Origin of the sequence: Aquabacterium sp. A3, from assembly GCF_038069945.1 — a bacterium.
Lineage (GTDB): Bacteria > Pseudomonadota > Gammaproteobacteria > Burkholderiales > Burkholderiaceae_C > Aquabacterium.
Map to the genome: position 1 here is coordinate 1,267,562 of NZ_JBBPEV010000001.1, position 21,731 is coordinate 1,289,292.

Consider the following 21,731-nt stretch of genomic DNA (forward strand, 5'->3'; position numbering starts at 1 on the left):
ATCGGTGCTACGTGACACTTGTGTACCTTCAAAGGGGTGTCTGGGCCCACATGTGGGGTGCATGCACCATCGTGGTATCAGAACGAAACGGGACGGCGTGGTGGCCACGCTGCGCCGCCCTGCCCTGCCCAATGAGGCGTTTGACAAGCAGGCGCCGCAGTCATCCACCTCGTGGGCGCCCTACCGGGTGTTCAACATCGGCCACAGCGAGCCGGTGCAGCTGATGGACTTCATCCGCACGCTGGAAGCCGCCCTGGGCGTGACCGCGCAGCTGGATTTTCAGCCCATGGCGCCGGGCGATGTGCCCGCCACCTTTGCCGACGTGAGCGCCCTGCAGGCCTGGACGGGCGTGTCGCCCCACACCGATCTGGCCTCAGGCATTGGGCGGTTTGTGGAGTGGTACAGGGCGTATTACGCCTGAGTTGTGATGCCGGCGCTGCTTCAGCGAGTTGCGAAGCTTCAGGCGCGCGCCGCGGCGGCTTGGGCCAGGTGGTCGGCCACGGTGTCCAGCAGCGGCACGGCCTCGTGGGCGGTTTGCAGGGCTTGGGCCAGTTCTTGGGGGTCGCGAACGTATTCGTGGATCATGCGGTTGCGCAGTTGGCGCACCAGCAGCCACTGGTCTACCGATGGCAGCCACCCAAAACGCTCGGCTTTGCCGAGGTTGTCGATGGCTGGGCCCACCGGTTCGGCCAAGGTTTTGAGCAACTCGGGCAAGACCTTGTCGCCCAGGGTGTCTTGCAGGCGCCCGAAGCGCGCCACAAAGGCGTCTACCCGCTCGGCCAGGTCTGGGTCGGTGCGCAGTGTGGCCGCGCGTTGGGCGGTCATGGCTTGGGCAAACAGGCGCGTGTTGGTGTGGGCCAGGTGCTCGCGCTCCAGGGCCACGGTTTCAAGCAAGAACTGCAGTTTGGGGTTGATCACAACACCACCCCACTGGCACGCGCCACCGCATGCACGGCCTGGGGCGGCGTGACGGGGTCGACCAGCACCACATCCACACGCCGTCCGCCCAGTCGGCGCTCAAGGGTGGCGGCCACGCGCGCGGCGGTCACCGCGCGGTTGTCAAGCGGGTGCGGGGTTTCGATGTAGAGATCAATGTCGCCACCGCGGGCTTGATCGTCCACCCGAGAGCCAAACAGTCGCACGCTGGCGTCGGCACCGAGGATGTCGGCGCTGACGCGCTTGATCAGGGCGATGTGTTCAGGCAGCAGTCGCATGCCCGATACTTTACCGCGCGCAGCGGGCGGCGGATCAGGCCGCGCGGCGGCGCTTCATGGACACGGCGGCGATGCCGCACAGGCCCAGGCCCATCAGGGCCCAGGTGCCGGGCTCAGGGATGGCGGGCACGGGCGCGGCGGCGCTGAACTTGACCTTGTTGAACACGCTGACCGAGGCCAGGCCGGGGTCGAAGGTGACCTTGTAGTTGTTGCCGGCGGCCACGTCGTCAAACGTGATGCGGCGGTGGCTGAGCAGGCCCACGCCGGCATAGCCCAGCACGTCGGCGTTGATCAGGCCCAGGTTGGTGCCGCTGGCCAGCAGTTGTGACGAGATCTCTTGGCCGCCTGCGGTGGACAGCTCGAACGCGCCGCCCAGGGTGACGCCGGCCAGGGTGTAGACGTCCAGATAAACGTCGGAGCCGGCACTGAGGTCAAACACGAAACTGTTGCCCAGCAGGTTGATGCCCAGCACGCCGACGCCGGCAAACGTGAAGGCGCCGGTGGGGGTGGGGCTGAGGGTGCCCAGATCGGTGGTGGAGCTGAAAAAGGCGTGCGAGCTGAGCGCGGTGCAAGCCAGAGCAACGCCGATGAGGGACTTTTTGAGCAACATGAGGGAACCTTTCGGGCAATTTGTCGTATTTGATGCCCGTAGTGTCCTGGGTTTGTCGCCTGTAAGGCCATCCCCCGCTTGGGGTGGGCCGCATGGCTCAGCGTGTAAAGCGTGAATGCGTCACGCGCGAAGATCAGTCCTGCCCGAACAGATCCCGCGAGTAGACCTTGCTGGCCACGTCGGCCAGCTCAGGGCCCATGCGGTTGGCCACGATCACGTCGGCGCGGGCCTTGAAGTCTTCAAGGCTGCGCACCACCTCGGAGTTGTAGAAGGTGTCTTCAGTCAGCACGGGCTCATACAGGATGACCTCGACACCTTTGGCCTTGATGCGCTTCATGACGCCCTGGATGGAGCTGGCGCGGAAGTTGTCGCTGCCGGCCTTCATGATGAGGCGGTAGACGCCCACCACCTTGGGCTTGCGGGCCAGGATGCTGTCGGCCACAAAGTCTTTGCGGGTGGTGTTGGAGGTGACGATGGCGCTGATGAGGTTTTGCGGCACCTCGTGGTAGTTGGCCAGCAGCTGTTTGGTGTCTTTGGGCAGGCAGTAGCCGCCGTAGCCGAAGCTGGGGTTGTTGTAGTGCTGGCCGATGCGCGGATCGAGGCTGACGCCTTCGATGATCTGGCGGGTGTCCATGCCGTGGGTTTGGGCGTAGGTGTCCAGCTCGTTGAAGTAGGCCACGCGCATGGCCAGGTAGGTGTTGGCAAAGAGCTTGATGGCCTCGGCCTCTGAGGGGCCCGTGAGCAGCACCTGCACGTCTTGCTTGAGGGCGGCCTGTTTGAGCAGCGCGGCAAAACGCTCGGCGCGGGGCGATTGCTCGCCCACCACGATGCGGCTGGGGTAGAGGTTGTCGTGCAGGGCACGGCCTTCGCGCAAAAACTCGGGCGAGAAGATGAGGTTGTGGGTGCCCAGGCGCTGGCGGGCGTCTTCCACGTAGCCCACAGGGATGGTGGACTTGATGACCAGCACGGCGTCAGGCGCGTGCTGCAGGGCCAGCTGGATGACGGCCTCGACGCTGCGGGTGTTGAAGCGGTTGGTGTCGACGTCGTAGTCGGTGGGGGTGGCGATGACGACGTATTCGGCGCCCTGGAGCGCGGCCACGCCATCGGTGGTGGCCACCAGGTTGAGCGTCTGGGTTTGCAGGGCCTGGGTGATGTCGGGGTCTTCGATGGGCGAGACCTTGTTGTTGACCTGGTCTACCCGCGCCTGCATGAGGTCTACCGCAACCACCTGGTTGTGTTTGGCCAGCAAGACGGCCATGGACATGCCCACGTAGCCCAGGCCAAAAACGGCGATCTTGGTGTGGATGGGGGTGCTGGAGGCCTGTAGTGTGCTCATGGTGCGGGTGCTGCCTGACATGCGTTTGAAGTGACTGCTGTTGAGAATATCAGACGCATGTGTCAGCAACTGTAATCCCCTCGGTCAGGGGGTCGTAGGCATTCTGGGTTGTGGCAAATTACACATCAACCGAAACCTTGCCTCAACCAGAGGGGAATCTCATGCAAGTTCGTCAATTGATGGTGGCCGCCGCAGCCGCCCTGGCCCTGGGCAGCGCCCACGCCCTGCCCTCACTGCCGACCGACCTGGGCACCGACCCGGTGGGCGCCACGGTGGGCGGTTTTGCGGTGTTCAACGGTCTGTCGACCGAGTACACGTTTTCGCTGCTGAGCGGCACCGGCATCGTCGGTGAGCTGTTTGGCGGTGGCGACATCACCATGACCTCGATCATGCTGACCGGCGGCGCTTCGAACATCTCGGTGTTTGCCCCCCTGCCTGACAGCGGCATGTTCAGCTTCGGCAACCTGGGTGCTGGCGACTACACCCTGACCTTCACGGCCGCATCGTCGTCGCCCTTCAGCTTTGGTGGCTTCACCGGCTCGGTGACCGCCGTGCCCGAAGCCGAAACCTACGCGCTGGCCCTGGCCGGCCTGGGCGTGGTGGGCTTGGTGGCTGCACGCCGTAAGAAGGTTCACTGATCTGGCTGCGGGGGCCTTCGGGCCTCTTGCAACCTGTGCAATGCAAAAAGGCGCCTCGGGCGCCTTTTTTACTTGGTGATGCCCAAAAACACAGCCAGACACCGCTCAACCTCCAGCAGCGCGTCGGCACTGATCCTGCCGATCGGGGGGCCAACTTTGTCTCGCTTGACGGTGATGGCCTTGTCCACCATCACTTGCGACGTTTTTGTCAGGCCGCTGGCCTCGTCGGCCTGAACGGTGATCCGCAACAAAGGGGCCGCCACCAGGGTGCCCGTCACGGGCAAGACGGTCACGCTGGGGTGCTGGTTGAAATGGTCCGTCTGGATCACCAAGGCTGGTCTGGGTTTGCCAAAGTCGCCTTGCATGGCGATGGTGACGAAATCGCCTCGCCTCATTCTGTCCAGCCGTCCAGGTCGGCCAGGGCCTCATCCATCAAAGCAGAGAGACTGTCGTCGGCCTGATCAGCCTGTGCAATCAGCCGGGACTGCCGCTGGCATTCTTCAGTGAAATGGGGCCGCCGGGTGTCTGGCACCCAGATTTGCACTGGCCTCAGGCCCGCCATGCGAAGCGCTTCGCGGTGCTTTTGGACTCTTGAATTGACGTGCGCCATGTCAGGCCTCCTGTTACATGCAACATTCTGGGCCTTTCGGCTGTTACATGCAACAGGGGCTGGCTGAGCAGGAAGCACTCACAGCGGCAAGGTGATCATGAACCGGCTGCCGCCACCCTCGCGGGCACCGCAGATGACCTGGCCGCCATGGCGCTGGGCAATCTGGCGCACCAGGCTGAGGCCCAGGCCCACCCCACCGGCGTGTTCGGCGTGGCCGGGCATGCGGTAGAAGGGCTCGAAGATGCGTTCGCGCTGGTCGGGGGGCACGCCAGGGCCGCGGTCGTTGACGGCGATGAGCACCTGGCCCCGGCTGATGGACAGCTCCAGCAGCACATCAGGGCCACCGTAGCGGCGGGCGTTTTCCAGCAGGTTGCGCACGGCGCGGCGCAGCAGGCGTTCGTCGCCCTGCACGTTTTGCAGTTGCGCATCGGGCTGGATGTCAACCTGGGCGCCCACGCGCTGGGCCTCTTCGGTGACCAGGCCCATGAGGTCGACGCTGCTGCGCTGCAGGTCGGTGCGCACGTCCAGGCGGCTGGCCAGCAGCACTTCTTCCACGAGGGCGTCGAGCTCGCGGATGTCCTGGTTGATCTCGGCCTTCATCTGGCTGATGCGCTCGGGGGGCAGCTCGTCCATGAGGGAGACGGCCATCTTGAGGCGGGCCAGGGGCGAGCGCAGTTCGTGGCTGGCGTTGGCCAGCAGGCTGCGGTTGGCGGTGACGAGGTCTTGCACCTGCTGGGCGGCTTCGTTGAAGCTGTGGGCCAGGGCGGCGACCTCGTCGGCGCCTTCAACGGCCACGCGGTGGGCCAGATCGCCCGCACCAAAGACCTGCACGCCACGGCGCAGGGCCTTGAGGCGGCGGGTGAGCCGGTTGACCACGGGCCAGGCGCCCACGGCCACGGCCATGAACAGCAAGATGAGCGACAGCAGGAAGGCGGGCAGGCCCTGGGCCAGCCAGGGGGGCATGAGCCAGCTCAAGGGGCCCAGCCAGGGCTCGATGCGGGGCGGCGCCGGGGGCATGTTGGGTGGCCGCATGCTGGGGCCTGAGGCGTCGGGCGGGGGGCCGTCGGCATCAGGGGCGCTGCGCAGGCGGCTGAAGGGGGGACGCAGCACCCAGAGGGTGCGCCCGTCAGACAGGCGGGTGGTCTGCATGCGCTCGATGAGCTCGGGGCGGCGCTGCAGGCGCTCGATCAGCAGTTGCGAGGTGGCGATGCGCTGGCCGGCGGGGTCGTCCAGCGCCATGGGAATGCGCAGGCGATCGGCCCAGTCCAGAAAGACGAGGGCCTGCATGTCGCGGGGCGATTCCAGCGGCGGCAGGCTGTTTTCAATGAGTTCGGCCCAGGCGGCGGCGCGCTCGTTCCAGGCGGCGATGGATTGGGTTTGTGCGCGCTCGTGCTCGATGTTGTGCTGCGCCAGCCAGCCCGACACGAGGGCGAAGACCAGCAGCACCGCCACAACGGTGAGGTAGATGCGCAGCGCCAGGGTTTTCATGCCGCTTCGGCGTCAGCATCCTGTTTTTTGGCAAAGACGTAGCCCACGCCACGCACGGTGAGGATGCGGCGGGGTTCTTTCGGGTCATCTTCGATGGCGGCACGGATGCGCGAGATGTGCACGTCGATGGAGCGGTCAAAGGCCTCCAGGGGGTGGCCTTTGAGGGCGTCCATGATCTGGTCGCGCGAGAGCACGCGGCCGGGGTGGCGCGCCAGCACGGTCAGCAGATCGAACTGGTAGGAGGTGAGGTCGCAGGGCTTGCCGTCCAGGCGCACCTGGCGCAGGCCACCGTCGATCTCCAGCCGGCCATAGCGCCACAGGTCGCTGTCGGCCGATTGGGCGCCGGTGCGGCGCAGCAGCGCGCGCACGCGGGCCAGCAGTTCGCGGGGCTCGAAGGGTTTGGGCAGGTAATCGTCGGCCCCCACCTCCAGCCCCACGATGCGGTCGGTGGGCTCGCCCCGGGCGCTGAGCATGAGCAGGGGCAGGCTGCGGGTGCGGGGTGAGGCGCGCAACTCTTTGCACAGGTCGAGGCCATCGCCATCGGGCAGCATGAGGTCGAGCACCAGGGCGTCGAAGTTCTGGCGGGCCAGGGCTTCGCGTCCGGCGCCCAGGCTGGGCGCGGTGGCGATCTGGTAGCCGTGCCCCTTGAGGTAGTCGGCCACCATGGTGCTCAGACGCAGGTCGTCATCGATGAGGAGGATGTGCTCGGTCATGTCCATGATTGTCGCGCGCTCCGGGGTGTTATGGCCAGGTAATGGGATCAGCGGCGCTGTTCTTGGCGCTGTTCGCGGCGCTCATCTCGGCGCTCGTCTCGACGTTCCTGAAAGCTTTTGGCGATCTGCACGCGCTGCTCGGGCGTGAGCACGCGGGCCACGGCCAGGAACAGGGCGCTGTTGGCCTCGGTCATGCGCTGGTGGTGGGCGTTCATGCGCATGCGCAGCTGGTCGACGGCCTCGGGGGTGATGTCGGGCTGCGCCCAAAGGGCCATGGCGTCTTGGTGCAGGGTGCGGCCTTCTGCCATCAGGGGACGCTGTTGCTCGCGGGCCGTGCGCATGGCCTGGTGGATGGCCTGGCGTTGTTCATCGGTGGCCTTGATGCGCTTGAGCAGGCGCTCGGTGTGGCGCTCTGCGTGCGGGCCTGCCATCATGAAGGGCATGAGGCCGGGCATGGGGTGCATGCGCTTGCCGTGGTGCTCTGCGCGAGGCTGCTGGCCGCGCTGGTGATCTGGACGCTGGGCGGGTGCGGCCTGGGGCGCGCCATAGGGTGCATCGTTGGCAGCCGGGGCCGAGGCTGGCGCGGCGGGGGCTTGGGCCCAGGCCTGAGAGGTGACCATGACCACGGCCGCAGCGGCAACCGACAGGCGGGCTTTGAGCGTGGTGGTGAAGGGCGTGTGCATGATGGGCTCCTGGCGTGAGGTTGCAATGACTTCATGCTGACCCCAGGGGGTTAAGTGGGCGTGGCGGGGGGGTAAAGATCTGTGAAGGATGGGTAGATGCAGACGTTTCGATGCCAACGGTGCGGCCAGACGGTGTTCTTTGAGAACACGCAGTGTGGTGCGTGCGGGGCGCGATTGGCTTTTGATGCCGAGCGCTTGATGATGCGGGCTTTTGAGGTGACCGACCAGGGCCCGTGGCGGACGCTGGACGACGACCGCACGGCCTGGCGGCCTTGCGCCAACGATGTGAAGCATGGCGCCTGCAATTGGGCGGTGCCGGCGGATTCGCCGCATGCCTTGTGCGCCAGTTGCCGCTTGACGGCGGTGATTCCGCCCTTGCACGACGGACGCCATCTGCAGCAGTGGCGCGCGCTGGAGTCGGCCAAACGGCGTTTGTTGTACACCTTGTGGAGCCTGGGGCTGCCGGTGCCTGATCGGCGCGAGCGGCCCACCGACGGGCTGGTGTTTCACTTCAAGGCCTCGCCCCCCCAGGGGCCTGCCGTGATGACGGGGCACGCACAAGGGTGCATCACGGTGAACGTGGCCGAGGCCGATGACGCCGAACGCGAGGCCATCCGCACGCGCCTGCGTGAGCCTTACCGCACGCTGCTGGGCCACCTGCGGCACGAGGTGGGCCACTTTTACTGGGACCGGATCGTGGGGGATCAGGGCTGGCACGATGTTTTCAGGCTGGTGTTTGGCGATGAGCGGCAAGACTACGGTGAGGCCTTGAAGCGGCACTACGAGCAGGGCCCGCCCGCCGACTGGAGCCAACGCCACGTGAGCAGCTATGCCGCCTCACACCCCTGGGAGGATTGGGCCGAAACCTTCGCGCATTACCTGCACATCGTGGATGCGCTGGACACGGCCTCGCACTGGCAAGCGGTGATGCTGGCCACGCCCGATGACCCGAGCCCGACGCAGGGCGTGCACTTTGCGCGGGTGGCCACACGCATGCAGGACTTCAGGCAGCAGCTGGTTCAGCAGTGGGTGACGCTGGCGATGTTCTTGAACAGCATGGGGCGCAGCCTGGGCCAGGGCGATCTGTACCCGTTTGTGCTGCCCAACGCGGTGCTGGACAAGCTGACGCTGGTGCACTCGCTGGTGCACTCGACCATGCTCAGAGCGCGTACTGCCACTGCAGCATGATGCTGCGCCCGGCCATGGGCAGGTCATCGGCAATGAGCACAGGCACCAGGCTGCTGGGCGAGTACCAGCTGGGCTCGCGCACGTCGGCATCGAAGAGGTTGTGCACGGTCAGCGTCCATTGGCCGCTGCGGGTGTTGGCCGGCGAGCGCAGGCTCAGGTCCACGGTGGTGTAGTCGGGCACGGGCGCACGGGCATCGCCCGCCGCCCGCTCGCGTCCGGCCACGCGGTTGGCTTGCAGGCCCACGGCCCAGCCGTGGTCGGCCAGCCAATCGACGCGGCCATAGAGGTGGTGTCGGGGGGCGTAGCCGGCAGACTGCCCGGTGCTGCGGTCGATGGTGCGCTGAAAGGCGTAATGGCCCGTGAACTGCCAATCGGGGGCCAGACGGTGCTGGGCCTCCAGCTCGAAGCCCTCGCCGCTTTGCCGTCCTGAGTTGGCACGGATGGCCGGCAGCCCGGTGCTGCGGATGATGTCCTTCATGTCGTACTTGAACAGGCTGAGCTGCCACTGGGTGTCGGCGCGCGCCTGCCAGGTGAAGACGGTTTCGAAGGTGGTGATGACCTCGGGCTTGAGGTCGGGGTTGCCGCGCAAGACAGGGTTGTTGACGCTGTAGAGCTCAGAAAACGAGGGCGCCCGGAATGCGCGGCCAAAGAGGAACTTGGTGGTGAAGTCGAGGCTGGTGTCCCACACCAGGGCCAGTCGCGGGTTGGTGGTGCCGCCAAAGTCGGAGTACTGGTCGTGGCGCAGGCCGGCGGTGAGCTGCCAGTCAGGGGCGATGCTCCATTCGTCTTGCACGTAGACGTAGCTGACGCGACGGCGCTGCGGCGCCACGAACGAATCGGCCACGGGCACTTCAACGACCTGGGCGCCCGGCAGCGGCACACCCGCGCCATTGGGGGCCTGGGTGAAGTTCTTGAACTCCTGGGTGCGGTACATGTCGAGGTCGTCATGGCCCAGCCCCAGTCGGATCTGGTGCCCTGCCCAACCGCTGTAGGTGAAGACGACCGAGCCACGGATCTGGCGCTCCCAGGTGTTGGGCGAGCCCAGCATGCCGGCGGGAAAGGCGCCATTGAAGGCCCCAGGGGGCAACAACTGCAGCAGTTGGGGGTAGGTGGTGGTGTAGCTGAACCAGCTGAGGTTGACGGCCGCCTGCCAGTCGGGGCTGAGTGTGATGCGGCGCCAGTTCAAGTCGGCCAGCCAGCGTTCGGTGCGGCCGCGCCCAAGGGGGTCAATGGCGCTGGCCGCCCCGGCACCGGACTGCAGCTTGTCGCGCAGTCGGTAGCTGAGGCTCATGCGCAGGTCGTCCAGGCGGGCTTCAACGCTGGCATCAAGGGCCTGATAGCCCGTGTTGACCGACCCTGGCGCCAAGCTGGCCGAGGTGCCTTGCAATTGGTCCAGCGCGGTTTGTGCGTCGCTGGTGATGGTGCCGTCGTGCCCATCAGAGGCCCCCCAGCGCAGGTGGGTGACGACGTCAAAGGCGCCCAGGGTGGCACCATGCAACAGCCACGCATCGGTGGTGTTGAACGAGCCCACACGCGCGCCCACGGTGGTGCCGCTGACCTCGTCAGGGCCCTTGGTGATGATGTTGATGACCCCTGCGTAGGCGTCGGCCCCGTACAGGGCCGAGCCTGGGCCGCGAATGATTTCAATGCGCGAGACGTTTTCCAGCGGGAAGCCGCCCCAGACGTTGCCGCGGTTGCCCACGTACAGCATGGTGATGGGCACACCGTTTTGCAGCACCAGGGTCTGGGGGTTGAACTCGCTGTAGATGCCGCGCACGACGTACTGCGGGCTGTAGCCCTGGGCCACGCGAGACACATGCAGGCCGGGCACGGCCTCAAGCACGTCGTCGAGGTCGCGGGCACCCATGGCCGCGATTTGCTCGGCCGTGATGACCGAGGCCACGGCCGGGGCGCGCCGCAGGGGCAATGAAGAGCCGGTGGCCAGGCTGATAGAGGCCTGGTCGCCAAAGGCCATGGCCAGGTCTTCGGCATCAGAGGCGGGGGCGGCTTGTGCATTGACCATGCACGACGCGCACACCACAGCGCGCGCGGCACGCAGGGCAGCACGGGGAACAGAACTTCGAGCCAACTTCACGCTCATGGGGCAGTTCCACCTGTTGAAAACCTGCCGCATTGTGTCGGCAAACCGGACAGTTGACCAGCCTGTGGATGACCCAGGTGCACGTTCACCACAATCCATGTCATGAGGGGCGGTGCGTCCACTGCAAATCCAGTGCAGTGGCGATCCGATCGAGCAGTTCGGCGTGCGCCACGGGCTTGGGCAAGAAGTCGTCGGCCCCGGCGTCGCGGGCTTGTGCCTGGTCGCTGTCGGCGGCGTTGGCCGACAGGGCCACGATGGGCAGCCGGGCTTGGCCACGTGCGGTGTCGCTGGCCTCGGCCTGACGGATGCTGCGGATGGCCTCCAGGCCATCCATGACCGGCATGACCAGGTCCATGAGGATGAGCTCAGGCGATCCAGTGCGCCATTGGCTGAGCGCCTCTTGCCCGTCGGCGGCTTCGAGCACCTCGAAGCCCAGGGGCTGCAACAGGGCCAGCAGCATCTGACGGTTGACGGCCACGTCGTCAACCACCAGGATGCGCCGACGGGGGCCCTCGTAACCAACCGGCACGGGTCGGGCCACGGGTGCAGGGGCCTGGGCTTCAGCCACCGGCAAGGTGAGCTCGAACAGGAACACGCTGCCCTGCCCTGGCGTGCTGTCCAGCCGGATCTCGCCCCCCATGAGGCGCACCAACTGACGGCAGATGGCCAGGCCCAAGCCCGTGCCCGCTGCACGGCTGCGGGAATCGCCTGCTTGCTCGAAGGGCTCGAAGATGCGCTGCTGGTCTTCAGGGCGGATGCCGGTGCCGGTGTCCATGACCTCGAAGCGCAGACGCGCGCAGGGCCCACCGGCATCGTCGCCGCCGTCGGCGGGGTGATCGGTGCTGTCAAGGCGGCTGACGCGCAAGCCCACCGAGCCCTGGCGGGTGAACTTGACGGCGTTGCTCAAGAGGTTGAGCAGCACCTGCCGCAGTCGCTTGTCGTCCAGCATGAGGGCGGTGGGGACGTCTGGGTCGCACTGGGCGGTGAAGTCCAGGTGTTTTTCGGCGGCCTTGATGCACATGACATCGCCCACCAATTGCACCATGTCGTGCGGGTTGACGGCCGTGAGCTGCAGCGTGGCCTTGCCAGACTCGATCTTGGAGAGGTCCAGGATGTCGACGATCAGTGTGAGCAGGTGCTCGCCGCTGTGGTGGATGGTGTCGAGGATGTTGAGGTAGCGGGGCGACAGCGTGGTGTCCATCTGCATGATCTGGGCGTAGCCCATGATCGCGTTGAGCGGCGTGCGCAGTTCGTGGCTCATGCGGGCCAGGAAGTCGGACTTGGCCTGGCTGGCCACTTCGGCCCGCTCTTTGGCCACGCTGAGCTGGTGGGTGCGCTCGCGCACCAGCTCTTCGAGGTGATCGCGGTGGCTTTGCAGTTCTTGCTCGCGGTCTTGCAGCACCGCGATCATGCGGTTGAAGGCCATGGCCATGGTGCGCACGTCTCGGGGGCCATCGACGGGGGTGCGCACATTGCTTTCGCCGCGCTCGGCGCGCGACATGGCGCTGGAGAGTTGCACCAAGGGCTGCGACAGCCGACGCGACAGGTAGCGAATGACCACCAGAAAGCCCAGCACCACCAGCATGGCCGACACGAGGTTGACCGTGAAGATGCTGCCCACCATGCGGCCCAGGGTGTCTTTGCTGATGACCACGGCCACATAACCCAGGTACTGTGGTGCGCTGGGGGTGACGTCAAACGGCGAGCTGGTGACCGAGGTGAGCACGGGCGCCACGATGCGCCAGGCCTGGTCGCATTCGGCCAGCACCATGGGCTCGGTGAAGGTGGCGGGCACCATTTCATGGGCGCCGCTCATGCCCGCGTCGTCGGCACCGCGCACCATCAGTACGGTGCCATCAACACCGCGCACCTCAACACGCTTGACGTCGGGAAACGTCAGCGCCGCCTCGGCCGCTTCCACCACGTTATCGGGCGCGCCCGCCAGCAGGGCCAACTGGCTTTGCGTGGCCAGGCTGGCGGCCACCCCCAGGCTTTGCTGCAGCAGATGGGTCTTGATCTGCTCGCTGCCCTGCCACGCGCTGCCCACCGAGGCCACCAGCGCCACGCTCATGCCACCCAGGGCCATGGTCAGCAGGATTTGCTGACGGAAGGTCATGACATTGCGCCATCCCCATGCACGCCACTGCGCCAGGCATTGTTGAAGTCTTGTCATATTTACTGCTCCGGCAAGACGAGGTGAATGGGCTGCTGGGCCGCGTTCAGGTCCAGCCCGAGGTGGCTGGCCGTGCGCGTATTGACAGCAGTGCGCAAACGTCGCAAGGGCTGGATGCCCTTGAGGAGTGCCTGGGTGCCCAGGGACTGCAAGGCCAGTCCGGCCAGCTCGCGTCCCACGTCGATGTTGTCGGGGTACAGCGCCAGCAGCGCGCCGCGGCGCACGTGCGCCACGTTGCTGGACAGCACGGCAAACCGCTGCGCCCAGGATTCCTTGAGCAACAGGGGCAGCACGGTGGTGTCGTCCACCGTCATGGTGTCTTGTGGCAGCCAGACGGCGTCCACCTGCGGCGTGAGGCGGGGCAGCATGTCGCGGTACACCCGGATCGCCGTGCGCAGGTCCTGGGCTTCGTAGACGATGAGCTCCAGCCCGATCTGGCGCGCGGCTTCGCGGGCCAGGCGCATCAACCACGTGTTCTGGCGTGGGTCGTGCACCACGAACACACGGCGCACCCGCGGCATGAAGGCCCGCAGGCGAGCAAACAGCAAGGCCGGGTCGGGGGCCAGGCTTTGCACGACCAGGTCCAGCGCATCGGCCTCGGGCACGGACACCACGCCGCCGGCCACCACCTGCACGCTGGCGGCCAGCTCGGCGCCGGTCTTGAGCCCACTGCGTCCCAGGGCGATCAGGGTGCGCACTTCGTCTTGCTGAAGGCGGTTGCGCAGGGCCTCGGCCGGCGCACCAGCGGGCACCGCCCAGGCCAGCACGGGCGCTTTGAGCCGGTCTTCAATGCCGCGCACCATGTTGAGGAACACGCTGCGGTAAGGCTCGCCGATGTCGGGGTAGATGACGGCCAGTGGCAACCGGGTGGGCTCGGCGGCGCCCACGCGCGGCGACACCCCCCAGCCGAGCAGGGCGGCAGCCGACATCCAGGCGGTGGCCTGCCGACGCGCGGGCAACTCGACAACGTCGAGATCAGAACGGCAAGATCTCTTCAAGACATGTTTCATGGTGTGGCGTACACACAGTCAGGGCCCCACATGCCGGGGGGTGACGCGAGTTTGTCAACAAGGCATTCTCGCTGGCGTCGACAATTATTGCAGTACGTGAAAGATGTTCCTGTTTGTTGCGGAAGTAGCGAAAGGCCCTCATGCCTGCTGACACCTTGCTGTCGACCAAGCCAGCGTATCGGCCAACGGCCGCCGAGTTGATCGTGGAATACCTTGAGACGCTGGGCATCGACCAGGTGTTCGGGGTGCCTGGTGGCGCGATAGAGCCCCTGTACAACGCCATGGCCGTGAGCATGCGGCGAGGTGGTGTGCGCCCGGTGGTGGCCCGGCATGAGGCCGGGGCGGCCTTCATGGCCGATGGCTACGCCCGAGAGACCGGGCGCGTCGGGGTGTGTTGCGCCACCTCGGGGCCAGGGGCCACGAACCTCATCACCGGCGTGGCGTGCGCCTTTGACAACGGGGTGCCCATGCTGGTCATCACGGGTCAGCCCACCCTGCCCGTCTTCGGGCGCGGCGCCCTGCAAGAGTCGGCCTGCACCGGCGTCAATACCTTGGGGATGTTCGAGCACTGCACGCGCTACAACACGCTGGTGTCGCACATTGATCAATTGGAGACCAAGCTGGTGCAGGCGTTGATGCGGGCCACGCAAAGCCCGCCCGGGCCGGTGCACCTGTCCATCCCGCTGGACCTGCTCAGGCAGCCCCTGAGCCCCCGGCTGCGCGCCGCCGATCTGCCGGTGCTGATGCGCCGCTCGCAAGCGGTGGACAGCCACCAACTGGCGCAACTGCTGGACGAGCTGTCGCGGGCGCGACGGCTGGCGGTGCTGGTGGGCGGCAGCTGCGGCGAAGCCATGCCGGCGCTGATGCGCTTCATCGAACTGACGGGGGCCAGCTTTGTGAGCACCCCCGATGCCAAAGGCCTGATCAACCCGCACCATCCGCAGTACCGGGGGGTGCTGGGGTTTGCGGGCCACGACTCGGCCCAGGCCGCCCTGCGCGGCGACACCGACCTGGTGCTGGCCGTGGGCACCCCGCTCAGCGAATGGACCAGCGCCGCCTGGAGCGACGCGGTGCTGAACCATCGGCTGGTGCATGTGGATGACAACGACGACCACCTGCGCCGGTCGCCCATGGCGCGGGGCCATGTGAAGGGGCACCTGCGATCGGTGTTTGAGCGCCTGGTGCAGGCACTGCAAGCCCAGGCCCCCCATGCCGATGACGGGCACTGGCCGCTGCTGCAAACGGGCGCAGGCTTGCCCCCCACTGGCTTGAGCCTGCGTGCACCTGAGCAGCTTCACAGCGAGGCAACACCCATCAAACCGCAGCGCCTGATGAACGAGCTGTCCCGCCGGCTGCCCCCCACCACGCGTTTTGTGGCCGATGCAGGCAACGCCACGGCCTGGGTGGTGCACTACCTGGAAGCGCGCAACAACCGGCGCCTGGGCCTGGTGCGCCAAGGCCCGGCGGCCCACGCCACCGCTGGGACGGCGCCCACCGAACGGCGTCGCGACCGCGCCGGATGGCTGCGCGTGTTGACCGAGTTCGCCCCCATGGGCTGGGCCATCGGGGCCGCCGTGGGCATTGCCAGCGGCCAACCCGCCTGCCCGGTGGTGTGCATCACCGGGGATGGCAGCTACCTGATGAACGGGCAAGAAATCACCGTGGCGGCACAGCAGGGCCTGACGGTGATTTTTGTGGTGCTCAATGACTCGGCCCTGGGCATGGTCAAACACGGCCAGCGTCTGGCGGGCGCTGAGCAGGTGGCGTTCGAGCTGCCGGATGTGAACTACGCGGCCCTGGCCGAGGCCATGGGGATCCCGGGGGTGGTGATCCACGGCCCCGACGACTTCGAGCGCCTGGACATGGACGAGATCTTGCAGCGGCAGGGCCCCACCCTGCTGGATGTGCACATCGACCCCGAGGAGGTGCCGCCCATGGGCCTGCGCATGCAGACCCTGGAAGGCCGGGGGGCATCGGCATGAGCGAGCCCACACTGCACAGCACGATCTGGCAAGAAACACCCGAGCCCGACAACCCCTTTGCCACCCAGGTGGCCCGCTGCCATGGCTATGACGTGTACGGCCAGATGCTGGGTCAGGCCCGCTGGGTGGACATGGTGTACCTGCTGCTGACCGGACAGGCCCCGGCCCCGCTGCAGGCCCGCGTGCTGGAGACGCTGGCCGTGGCCCTGGCCAACCCCGGCCCGCGCGACCCCATGGTGCATGCGGCCATGTGCGCCGGCATTGGCGGCACGCCCGCCGCAGCAGGGCTGATGGCGGCCCTGGCCGTGGGCGCAGGCCAAAGTGGTGGCGCCCGCGACGTGTACCTGGCGATGCACGCCTGGCAAGGTGCGCGCGCCCTGCCCGCCGACGCCCCGCTGAGCCAATGGCTGGAGACCCTGCTGGCAGTGCATGCCCCCGCCTGGCTGGGCCCGCGTGATGCGGGCTGGCCCACGGCAGAGCACCCCGCCGGCCTGGACCCGCACAGCCCGGTGACGGCCACCATCGTGCGCCAGAGCCTGGCGCTGCTGAGCGAGGCAGGGCCCTGCACGCAGCGCTTGCATGAGCACATCGACACCCTGTGCGCCCAGGCCGGCATGGGCCTGACGCTGGTGGCCGTGGCCGCCGCCGTCATGACCGATCTGGGACTGAGCCCGGCCCAGGGCGAGATGCTGCACCTGCTGCTGCGACTGCCGGGGGCCGCCGCGCACGCGCTGGAGCAGGCCAGCCAGGGCTTCAAGCGCTTTCCGTATCCGCCCGTGAACCTGCTGGACGACCCGCTGCACCAAGGCACGACCTCATGACCCCCGACTCACCCCCCTCAGCAGCGCCACCCTCGGCTGCTCACCCCTTGCTGGCCCACACCGGCGCCCAGCCCACGCGCGTGGGCGCGGCCTTCCCGGGCCAGCGGGCCGTGTTCAGGGGGCGCGACCTGCACCGCGACCTGCGCGACCACCACTGGCTGGGGCTGTGCGCGTTGGCCGTGTTCGGACGCGAGGTACCGAAGGCTCAGCTGGATTTTTTTGACTCGATCTGGGTGTGGACCAGCTACCCCGACCTGCGCCTGTGGAACAACCGCATCGCCGCGCTGGCCGGCACCACACGCAGCACCGCCAACCTGGGCCTGAGCGCGGCCGAGGCCATGTCCGAGGCCACGATCTTTGGCCGGGGCAACGAATACCGCGCCATGGATTTTTTGATCAAGGTGCAGCAGCGTGTGCAGGCCGGTGAACCGCTGGCCGAGGTGCTGACCCGCTTTCTGGCCGATGGCGGACGCCTGGCGGGCTACGGGCGCCCGATCTCCACCGTGGACGAGCGCATGCCACTGACCCTGGCCAAGGCCCGTGAACTGGGGCTGGACCAGGGCCCGCACCTGGCACTGGCCTGGGCCATTGACGACTACTTTGCGCAGCAAGGCAAGCCCCTGCGCCTGAACCTGGGGGGCCTGGTGTCGGCCTTCGCCGCCGACTTTGGCTGGAGCCCGCGCGAATTCACGATGTTCCTTTTTCCCGCCTTCCTGGCGGGCATGCACCCCTGCTACCTGGAGGCGCTGGAGTTGCCGGCTGGCGCCCGCTTTGCCATGCGCTGTGACGACGTGGCGTACGAGGGCGTGGCGCCACGCCCCTGGCCGCCAGCGGCCTGACGGCCTGGATGGCCTCGTGGCTTAGATCTCATCGATGGCGGTGCTGGCCGCGCCGGCCTGGGGCGCGTCGGCCGCGTCGATGGCAAAACGATCTCGGCAATTGACATAGAAGCTGGCCCCGAAGCGCCCCACGGGAAAGTAGCTTTGCAGGTGCACACGCCAGCGCGCCGTATCGATCAGGCCATCGCGTGCGCCCAGCCACACGATGCGGCCAATGAACACGTAGCGGCTGTCGGTTTCCATGGTTTCGTGCAGCACGCACTCAAAAGCCACGGGCGCTTCGTCGATGCGCGGCGGCCCGACCTGGTGCGATGGCACGCTGTGCAAGCCTGCATGCACCAATTCGCTCTCATGCATGGGCAAACGGTCACCACAGCGGTGCATGGCGGTGGCCATGGCCTCATCGGCGATGTGCACCACGAACTCACCTGTGCGCAGGATGTTGGCGGCCGTGTCCTTGAGTTGACCGTCTTGCAGCTTGTTGATGCTCACCATCAGCACAGGGGGGTCTTCACCCACCATGTTGAACATGCTGAAGGGCGCGGCGTTCACGGTGCCATCGGGGCTGACGGTGGTGATCAGTGCGATGGGACGCGGCACGATCAGGCTGGCCATCAGCTTGTAGCGGGCGTAGGCATCGAGGGTGGTGAAGTCGATTTCGGTCATGCAGAACCTTGTGGGTGCGGACGAGGCGTTCGCCGCTGGCACCGATTTTGCAAAACGGTATACAGTTTTGCAACCCCCACCCTGATGGAGCCTTATGTTCAAACAAGCCCTGATCAAAGCGTGCCTGGTGTCTGCCAGCCTGTGGTGTGCCACCGCACACGCCGCCGACACCCCCTTGAAGTTCCAGCTGGACTGGCGCTTTGAAGGGCCCGCCGCATTCTTTGTGCACCCGGGCATCAAGGGCTATTACAAAGAGCAGGGCCTGGACGTGGACGTGCAGGCCGCCAGCGGTGCCGGCGCCATCCAGCGCGTGGCCTCGGGCACGCACGACCTGGGCTTTGCCGACCTGGCCGCGCTGATGGAGTTCCACGCCAACAACCCGCAAGCCCCCATCAAGCCCGTGGCCGTCATGGTGATCTACAACACCACGCCGGCTGCCGTGATCACACTGAAGAAATCAGGCATCACCAAGCCCACCGACCTGGCCGGCAAGAAGATGGGGGCCCCCATCTTTGATGCGGGGCGCCGCACCTTCCCGATCTTTGCGCAGGCCAATGGCGTGGGCGCCGTGCAATGGACCACGATGGACCCGCCCCTGCGCGAAACCATGCTGGTGCGCGGCGACGTGGATGCGGTGACCGGCTACACCTTCACCAGCCTGCTCAACCTGGAGGCCCGAGGCGTCAAGCGCGAGGACGTGGTGCTGATGCCCTATGCGCAAAACGGTGTGAAGCTGTACGGCAACGTCATCATCGCCAGCCCCAAACTGATCGCCGAGAACCCTGAGGCCATCCGCAAGTTTCTGAAGGCCTTCGCCAAGGGCACGCGTGAGGCCATCGCCGACCCGGCCGCTGCGATCGCGTCCTTGAAAACCAAGGACGGTCTGGTGAACACCGAACTGGAAATCAAGCGCCTGAAGCTGACGATTGAAACCGCCATGGACTCGCCCAGCGCCCGTGCCGAAGGCTTTGGCCGCCTGAACCCCGACCGCCTGAAGCTGATGGCCGAGCAGGTGGCCGCCGCCTACGCCACCAAGAACCCCGTGCCGGTGGAAGCGGTGTGGAACGGCGCGTTCTTGCCCAGCGCGGCCGAGCTGGACGTGCTGCCCAAGCGCTGAGCCTGGCTGACAAATACAAAGACAAAGCCCCGAGGATCGTCAGATCGCTCGGGGCTTGGTGTGTGGCGGAGAGGGAGGGATTCGAACCCTCGGTACGGGGATACCGTACGCCTGATTTCGAGTCAGGTACATTCGACCACTCTGCCACCTCTCCTGAAACGGGGCGCCGGGGTCAATTCGGCGTAGCCCGCAACTATAGCAGAGATTTCAGGGGGGTGAGCACCTCGGCGCCGCCCAGGTAGGGGCGCAGCGCGGCCGGGATGCAGATGCTGCCATCGGCCTGCTGGTGGTTTTCCAGCACCGCCACCAGCGCGCGGCCCACGGCCAGGCCCGAGCCGTTGAGGGTGTGCACCAGTTCGTTCTTGCCCTGCGCGTTCTTGAAACGGGCCTGCATGCGGCGGGCCTGAAAGGCCTCGCAGTTGGAGCACGAGCTGATCTCGCGGTAGGTGTTCTGCGCGGGCAGCCACACTTCCAGATCGTAGGTTTTGGCCGCGCCAAAGCCCATGTCGCCTGTGCACAGGGCCATCACGCGGTAAGGCAGTTCCAGCTTTTGCAGGATGGCTTCGGCGTGCCCCACCATGGCCTCCAGCGCGGCGTTGCTTTGCTCGGGCGTGGTGATCTGCACCATCTCGACCTTGTCGAACTGGTGCTGGCGGATCATGCCGCGCGTGTCGCGCCCGGCGCTGCCCGCTTCAGAGCGGAAGCACGGCGTGTGGCCCGTGAGCTTGATGGGCAACTGCTCCAGCGGCACGATGGTGTCGGCCACGGTGTTGGTGAGCGTGACCTCGCTGGTGGGGATGAGGTACCACTTGCCCTCGGCGGCCTCGGCATCGCCCGAGGTGACGTGAAACAGGTCTTGCTCGAACTTGGGCAGCTGGCCGGTGCCCTGCAGCGCCGGGGCCTTGACCAGGTAGGGCGTGTAGCACTCGGTGTAGCCGTGCTCTTGCGTTTGCACGTCGAGCATGAAGGCCGCCAGCGCGCGGTGCAGGCGGGCGATGGGGCCCTTCATGAAGTTGAAGCGCGCGCCCGAGAGCTTGGCACCGGTGTCGAAATCCAGGCCCAGCTTTTCGCCCAGGTCCACGTGGTCTTTCACCTCGAAGGCGTAGGTGGCAGGGGTGCCCCAGCGGCGCACCTCGACGTTGCCCGATTCGTCGTGGCCCACGGGCGCGTCGTCTTGCGGCAGGTTGGGCACCGACAGCAGCATGGCCTGCAGCTCGGTCTGGATGATGTCGAGCCGATCGGCGCTGGCCTTGAGCTCGTCGCCGATACCAGCCACCTGAGCCATCACGGCCTCCACCTGGGCGGTGGTGTCTTCACCCTTGGCGGCCTTGCCCTTGAGCATGCCGATCTGCTTGGACAGGCTGTTGCGCTGTGATTGCAGCTCTTCGGTGCGGGTCTGGATGGTCTTGCGTTCGGCTTCGAGCGCGCGAAAACGGGCCTCGTCCAGGAAAGGCTGCGGGGTCTTGCGCTTGGCCAGCTTGGCCAGCACGCCATCGAGGTCTTTGCGCAGCAGGGCGATGTCGAGCATGTTGAGTCGTGGTGAATGTGGATCAGAACTGCGCGCAGCTTACACGGCGCGCTGGCTGGGCAGGGGGCGGTCCAGGCCGGTGCCTCCCAGGCCCTTGGGCAGCGGGAAGCGCACGTGCTCTTCCACCCCCTGCATGCGGCGCACGGACACGGCGCCCATGTCTTTCAGACGCGTGATCACGCGCTGCACCAGCACATCGGGCGCGGACGCGCCAGCGGTCAGGCCCACGCGGGGATGCCCTTCAAACCAGGATTCTTGCAGGTCGTCAGGGCAGTCGATCATGTAGGCGGGGGTGCCCAGGCGCTCGGCCAGTTCGCGCAGGCGGTTGCTGTTGGAGCTGGTGGGGCTGCCCACCACGATCACCACGTCCACCTGCGGGGCCATGATCTTGACGGCGTCCTGCCGGTTTTGGGTGGCGTAGCAGATGTCTTGCTGCTTGGGCTCGCGCACCTGCGGAAAGCGCCGCTTGATGGCCGCCAGGATGCCGGCGGCGTCGTCCACCGACAGCGTGGTTTGCGTGACCACGGCCAGCTTGCCGGGGTTGCGCACCTGCACGCGCTCAACATCGTCCTCGTCTTCCACCAGGTAGATGCCTTCGGTGACCTGGCCCATGGTGCCTTCCACCTCAGGGTGCCCCTTGTGCCCGATCATCAAAAACTCGAAGCCCTCGCGGTGCAGCTTGGCCACCTCCACGTGCACCTTGGTGACCAGGGGGCAGGTGGCGTCGAACACGCTGAAGCCGCGGGCATCGGCCTCGCGGCGCACCTCCTGGCTGACACCGTGGGCGCTGAAGATGAGCGTGGCGCCTGGGGGCACCTCGGCCAGGTCTTCGATGAAGATAGCGCCCTTGGACTTGAGGTCGTTGACCACGTAGGTGTTGTGCACGATCTCGTGGCGCACGTAGATGGGCGCGCCAAACTGGGCCAGCGCCCGCTCGACGATCTCGATGGCGCGGTCCACGCCGGCGCAAAAGCCCCGGGGCTCGGCCAGCAACACGTCTTCAACCTGGTTCAT

At 66.7% G+C, this 21,731-nt stretch carries 22 protein-coding genes and 1 tRNA gene; 7 read left to right on the plus strand and 16 right to left on the minus strand.

What is annotated here, in order from left to right; all coding sequences use genetic code 11:
- Positions 1 to 61: 61 nt before the first annotated feature.
- Complete coding sequence (locus tag WNB94_RS05565) at positions 62 to 421, plus strand: Rossmann-fold NAD(P)-binding domain-containing protein (protein WP_341388952.1); 360 nt, start codon at positions 62 to 64, stop codon at positions 419 to 421.
- 38 nt (positions 422 to 459) lie between these two features.
- Here WNB94_RS05565 and WNB94_RS05570 read toward each other — a convergent pair whose 3' ends face one another.
- From WNB94_RS05570 to WNB94_RS05585, 4 genes are all read right to left on the minus strand, one after another.
- A complete protein-coding gene (locus WNB94_RS05570) occupies positions 460 to 918 on the minus strand; it encodes a hypothetical protein (RefSeq protein WP_341388954.1) in 459 nt (152 codons plus the stop codon).
- On the minus strand, positions 915 to 1,214 hold the full coding sequence (locus WNB94_RS05575) for a nucleotidyltransferase domain-containing protein (protein ID WP_341388956.1): 300 nt from the start codon (positions 1,212 to 1,214) through the stop codon (positions 915 to 917). The genes WNB94_RS05570 and WNB94_RS05575 overlap by 4 nt, the downstream gene beginning before the upstream one ends.
- A 34-nt stretch (positions 1,215 to 1,248) precedes the next feature.
- A complete protein-coding gene (locus WNB94_RS05580) occupies positions 1,249 to 1,824 on the minus strand; it encodes a PEP-CTERM sorting domain-containing protein (RefSeq protein ID WP_341388957.1) in 576 nt (191 codons plus the stop codon).
- 133 nt (positions 1,825 to 1,957) lie between these two features.
- Positions 1,958 to 3,160: a nucleotide sugar dehydrogenase gene (locus WNB94_RS05585; RefSeq protein WP_341388959.1), complete on the minus strand. Its 1,203-nt coding sequence runs from the start codon at positions 3,158 to 3,160 to the stop codon at positions 1,958 to 1,960.
- Positions 3,161 to 3,321: 161 nt separating this feature from the next.
- Here WNB94_RS05585 and WNB94_RS05590 point away from each other — a divergent pair, with 161 nt between their 5' ends.
- Positions 3,322 to 3,798, plus strand: coding sequence for an FxDxF family PEP-CTERM protein (locus WNB94_RS05590; RefSeq protein ID WP_341388960.1), 477 nt, complete (start codon positions 3,322 to 3,324; stop codon positions 3,796 to 3,798).
- A gap of 68 nt (positions 3,799 to 3,866) precedes the next feature.
- On the opposite strand, the gene WNB94_RS05595 is transcribed toward WNB94_RS05590, so the two are convergent.
- The 5 genes from WNB94_RS05595 to WNB94_RS05615 all read right to left on the minus strand — a co-directional run bounded on the left by WNB94_RS05595 (position 3,867) and on the right by WNB94_RS05615 (position 7,292).
- Positions 3,867 to 4,193, minus strand: a complete 327-nt coding sequence (locus WNB94_RS05595) for a type II toxin-antitoxin system PemK/MazF family toxin (protein WP_341388961.1) — start codon at positions 4,191 to 4,193, stop codon at positions 3,867 to 3,869.
- On the minus strand, positions 4,190 to 4,408 hold the full coding sequence (locus WNB94_RS05600) for an antitoxin MazE family protein (protein ID WP_341388962.1): 219 nt from the start codon (positions 4,406 to 4,408) through the stop codon (positions 4,190 to 4,192). The genes WNB94_RS05595 and WNB94_RS05600 overlap by 4 nt, the downstream gene beginning before the upstream one ends.
- Before the next feature lie 78 nt (positions 4,409 to 4,486).
- Complete coding sequence (locus tag WNB94_RS05605; protein ID WP_341388963.1) at positions 4,487 to 5,896, minus strand: sensor histidine kinase; 1,410 nt, start codon at positions 5,894 to 5,896, stop codon at positions 4,487 to 4,489.
- On the minus strand, positions 5,893 to 6,609 hold the full coding sequence (locus tag WNB94_RS05610) for a winged helix-turn-helix domain-containing protein (RefSeq protein ID WP_341389957.1): 717 nt from the start codon (positions 6,607 to 6,609) through the stop codon (positions 5,893 to 5,895). Before WNB94_RS05610 ends, WNB94_RS05605 begins: the two co-directional genes overlap by 4 nt.
- A gap of 47 nt (positions 6,610 to 6,656) precedes the next feature.
- A complete protein-coding gene (locus tag WNB94_RS05615) occupies positions 6,657 to 7,292 on the minus strand; it encodes a Spy/CpxP family protein refolding chaperone (RefSeq protein WP_341388964.1) in 636 nt (211 codons plus the stop codon).
- A gap of 96 nt (positions 7,293 to 7,388) precedes the next feature.
- Between WNB94_RS05615 and WNB94_RS05620 the strand changes: the two genes are divergently transcribed.
- Positions 7,389 to 8,480: a zinc-binding metallopeptidase family protein gene (locus WNB94_RS05620; protein ID WP_341388965.1), complete on the plus strand. Its 1,092-nt coding sequence runs from the start codon at positions 7,389 to 7,391 to the stop codon at positions 8,478 to 8,480.
- Here the strand turns inward: WNB94_RS05620 and WNB94_RS05625 are convergent.
- From WNB94_RS05625 to WNB94_RS05635, 3 genes are all read right to left on the minus strand, one after another.
- Positions 8,452 to 10,581 (minus strand): TonB-dependent receptor plug domain-containing protein, encoded by a 2,130-nt coding sequence (locus WNB94_RS05625; RefSeq protein ID WP_341388966.1) that lies wholly within the window; start codon positions 10,579 to 10,581, stop codon positions 8,452 to 8,454. The genes WNB94_RS05620 and WNB94_RS05625 overlap by 29 nt on opposite strands.
- 100 nt (positions 10,582 to 10,681) lie before the next feature.
- Entirely contained in the window at positions 10,682 to 12,754 is a 2,073-nt protein-coding gene (locus WNB94_RS05630) for a HAMP domain-containing hybrid sensor histidine kinase/response regulator (protein WP_341388967.1), read from the minus strand.
- Positions 12,755 to 12,756: 2 nt separating this feature from the next.
- Positions 12,757 to 13,752, minus strand: coding sequence for an ABC transporter substrate binding protein (locus tag WNB94_RS05635; RefSeq protein ID WP_341388968.1), 996 nt, complete (start codon positions 13,750 to 13,752; stop codon positions 12,757 to 12,759).
- 152 nt (positions 13,753 to 13,904) lie between these two features.
- Between WNB94_RS05635 and WNB94_RS05640 the strand changes: the two genes are divergently transcribed.
- Genes WNB94_RS05640 through WNB94_RS05650 form a run of 3 tightly spaced genes read left to right on the plus strand, consistent with a single transcriptional unit; the run spans position 13,905 to position 17,406 of the window.
- Positions 13,905 to 15,746, plus strand: coding sequence for a thiamine pyrophosphate-binding protein (locus WNB94_RS05640; protein ID WP_341388969.1), 1,842 nt, complete (start codon positions 13,905 to 13,907; stop codon positions 15,744 to 15,746).
- On the plus strand, positions 15,743 to 16,567 hold the full coding sequence (locus WNB94_RS05645; protein ID WP_341388970.1) for a citrate synthase family protein: 825 nt from the start codon (positions 15,743 to 15,745) through the stop codon (positions 16,565 to 16,567). The genes WNB94_RS05640 and WNB94_RS05645 overlap by 4 nt, the downstream gene beginning before the upstream one ends.
- Complete coding sequence (locus WNB94_RS05650; RefSeq protein ID WP_341388971.1) at positions 16,564 to 17,406, plus strand: hypothetical protein; 843 nt, start codon at positions 16,564 to 16,566, stop codon at positions 17,404 to 17,406. Before WNB94_RS05645 ends, WNB94_RS05650 begins: the two co-directional genes overlap by 4 nt.
- A gap of 21 nt (positions 17,407 to 17,427) precedes the next feature.
- On the opposite strand, the gene WNB94_RS05655 is transcribed toward WNB94_RS05650, so the two are convergent.
- Positions 17,428 to 18,072 carry a flavin reductase family protein gene (locus tag WNB94_RS05655; protein ID WP_341388973.1) on the minus strand — a complete coding sequence of 215 codons (645 nt, stop codon included), beginning with the start codon at positions 18,070 to 18,072 and terminating at the stop codon, positions 17,428 to 17,430.
- A 94-nt stretch (positions 18,073 to 18,166) separates the two neighbouring features.
- Between WNB94_RS05655 and WNB94_RS05660 the strand changes: the two genes are divergently transcribed.
- On the plus strand, positions 18,167 to 19,189 hold the full coding sequence (locus WNB94_RS05660; RefSeq protein WP_341388974.1) for an ABC transporter substrate-binding protein: 1,023 nt from the start codon (positions 18,167 to 18,169) through the stop codon (positions 19,187 to 19,189).
- A gap of 63 nt (positions 19,190 to 19,252) precedes the next feature.
- On the opposite strand, the gene WNB94_RS05665 is transcribed toward WNB94_RS05660, so the two are convergent.
- From WNB94_RS05665 to ispH, 3 genes are all read right to left on the minus strand, one after another.
- Positions 19,253 to 19,343, minus strand: a tRNA-Ser gene (locus WNB94_RS05665).
- Between the two features lie 39 nt (positions 19,344 to 19,382).
- On the minus strand, positions 19,383 to 20,717 hold the full coding sequence (serS, locus tag WNB94_RS05670; RefSeq protein ID WP_341388975.1) for a serine--tRNA ligase: 1,335 nt from the start codon (positions 20,715 to 20,717) through the stop codon (positions 19,383 to 19,385).
- Positions 20,718 to 20,756: 39 nt separating this feature from the next.
- Positions 20,757 to 21,731, minus strand: a complete 975-nt coding sequence (gene ispH / locus WNB94_RS05675; RefSeq protein ID WP_341388976.1) for a 4-hydroxy-3-methylbut-2-enyl diphosphate reductase — start codon at positions 21,729 to 21,731, stop codon at positions 20,757 to 20,759.

Coding starts and splice junctions, on each gene's coding strand:
- WNB94_RS05580 (WP_341388957.1), bottom strand. CDS start 1,824: ATGTTGCTCAAAAAGTCCCTCATCGGCGTTGCTCTGGCTTGCACCGCG.
- WNB94_RS05625 (WP_341388966.1), bottom strand. CDS start 10,581: ATGAGCGTGAAGTTGGCTCGAAGTTCTGTTCCCCGTGCTGCCCTGCGT.
- WNB94_RS05600 (WP_341388962.1), bottom strand. CDS start 4,408: ATGGCGCACGTCAATTCAAGAGTCCAAAAGCACCGCGAAGCGCTTCGC.
- WNB94_RS05610 (WP_341389957.1), bottom strand. CDS start 6,609: ATGACCGAGCACATCCTCCTCATCGATGACGACCTGCGTCTGAGCACC.
- WNB94_RS05575 (WP_341388956.1), bottom strand. CDS start 1,214: ATGCGACTGCTGCCTGAACACATCGCCCTGATCAAGCGCGTCAGCGCC.
- WNB94_RS05605 (WP_341388963.1), bottom strand. CDS start 5,896: ATGAAAACCCTGGCGCTGCGCATCTACCTCACCGTTGTGGCGGTGCTG.
- WNB94_RS05660 (WP_341388974.1), top strand. CDS start 18,167: ATGTTCAAACAAGCCCTGATCAAAGCGTGCCTGGTGTCTGCCAGCCTG.
- ispH (WP_341388976.1), bottom strand. CDS start 21,731: ATGAACCAGGTTGAAGACGTGTTGCTGGCCGAGCCCCGGGGCTTTTGC.
- WNB94_RS05615 (WP_341388964.1), bottom strand. CDS start 7,292: ATGCACACGCCCTTCACCACCACGCTCAAAGCCCGCCTGTCGGTTGCC.
- serS (WP_341388975.1), bottom strand. CDS start 20,717: ATGCTCGACATCGCCCTGCTGCGCAAAGACCTCGATGGCGTGCTGGCC.
- WNB94_RS05650 (WP_341388971.1), top strand. CDS start 16,564: ATGACCCCCGACTCACCCCCCTCAGCAGCGCCACCCTCGGCTGCTCAC.
- WNB94_RS05585 (WP_341388959.1), bottom strand. CDS start 3,160: ATGAGCACACTACAGGCCTCCAGCACCCCCATCCACACCAAGATCGCC.
- WNB94_RS05595 (WP_341388961.1), bottom strand. CDS start 4,193: ATGAGGCGAGGCGATTTCGTCACCATCGCCATGCAAGGCGACTTTGGC.
- WNB94_RS05620 (WP_341388965.1), top strand. CDS start 7,389: ATGCAGACGTTTCGATGCCAACGGTGCGGCCAGACGGTGTTCTTTGAG.
- WNB94_RS05565 (WP_341388952.1), top strand. CDS start 62: ATGCACCATCGTGGTATCAGAACGAAACGGGACGGCGTGGTGGCCACG.
- WNB94_RS05655 (WP_341388973.1), bottom strand. CDS start 18,072: ATGACCGAAATCGACTTCACCACCCTCGATGCCTACGCCCGCTACAAG.
- WNB94_RS05645 (WP_341388970.1), top strand. CDS start 15,743: ATGAGCGAGCCCACACTGCACAGCACGATCTGGCAAGAAACACCCGAG.
- WNB94_RS05590 (WP_341388960.1), top strand. CDS start 3,322: ATGCAAGTTCGTCAATTGATGGTGGCCGCCGCAGCCGCCCTGGCCCTG.
- WNB94_RS05630 (WP_341388967.1), bottom strand. CDS start 12,754: ATGACAAGACTTCAACAATGCCTGGCGCAGTGGCGTGCATGGGGATGG.
- WNB94_RS05640 (WP_341388969.1), top strand. CDS start 13,905: ATGCCTGCTGACACCTTGCTGTCGACCAAGCCAGCGTATCGGCCAACG.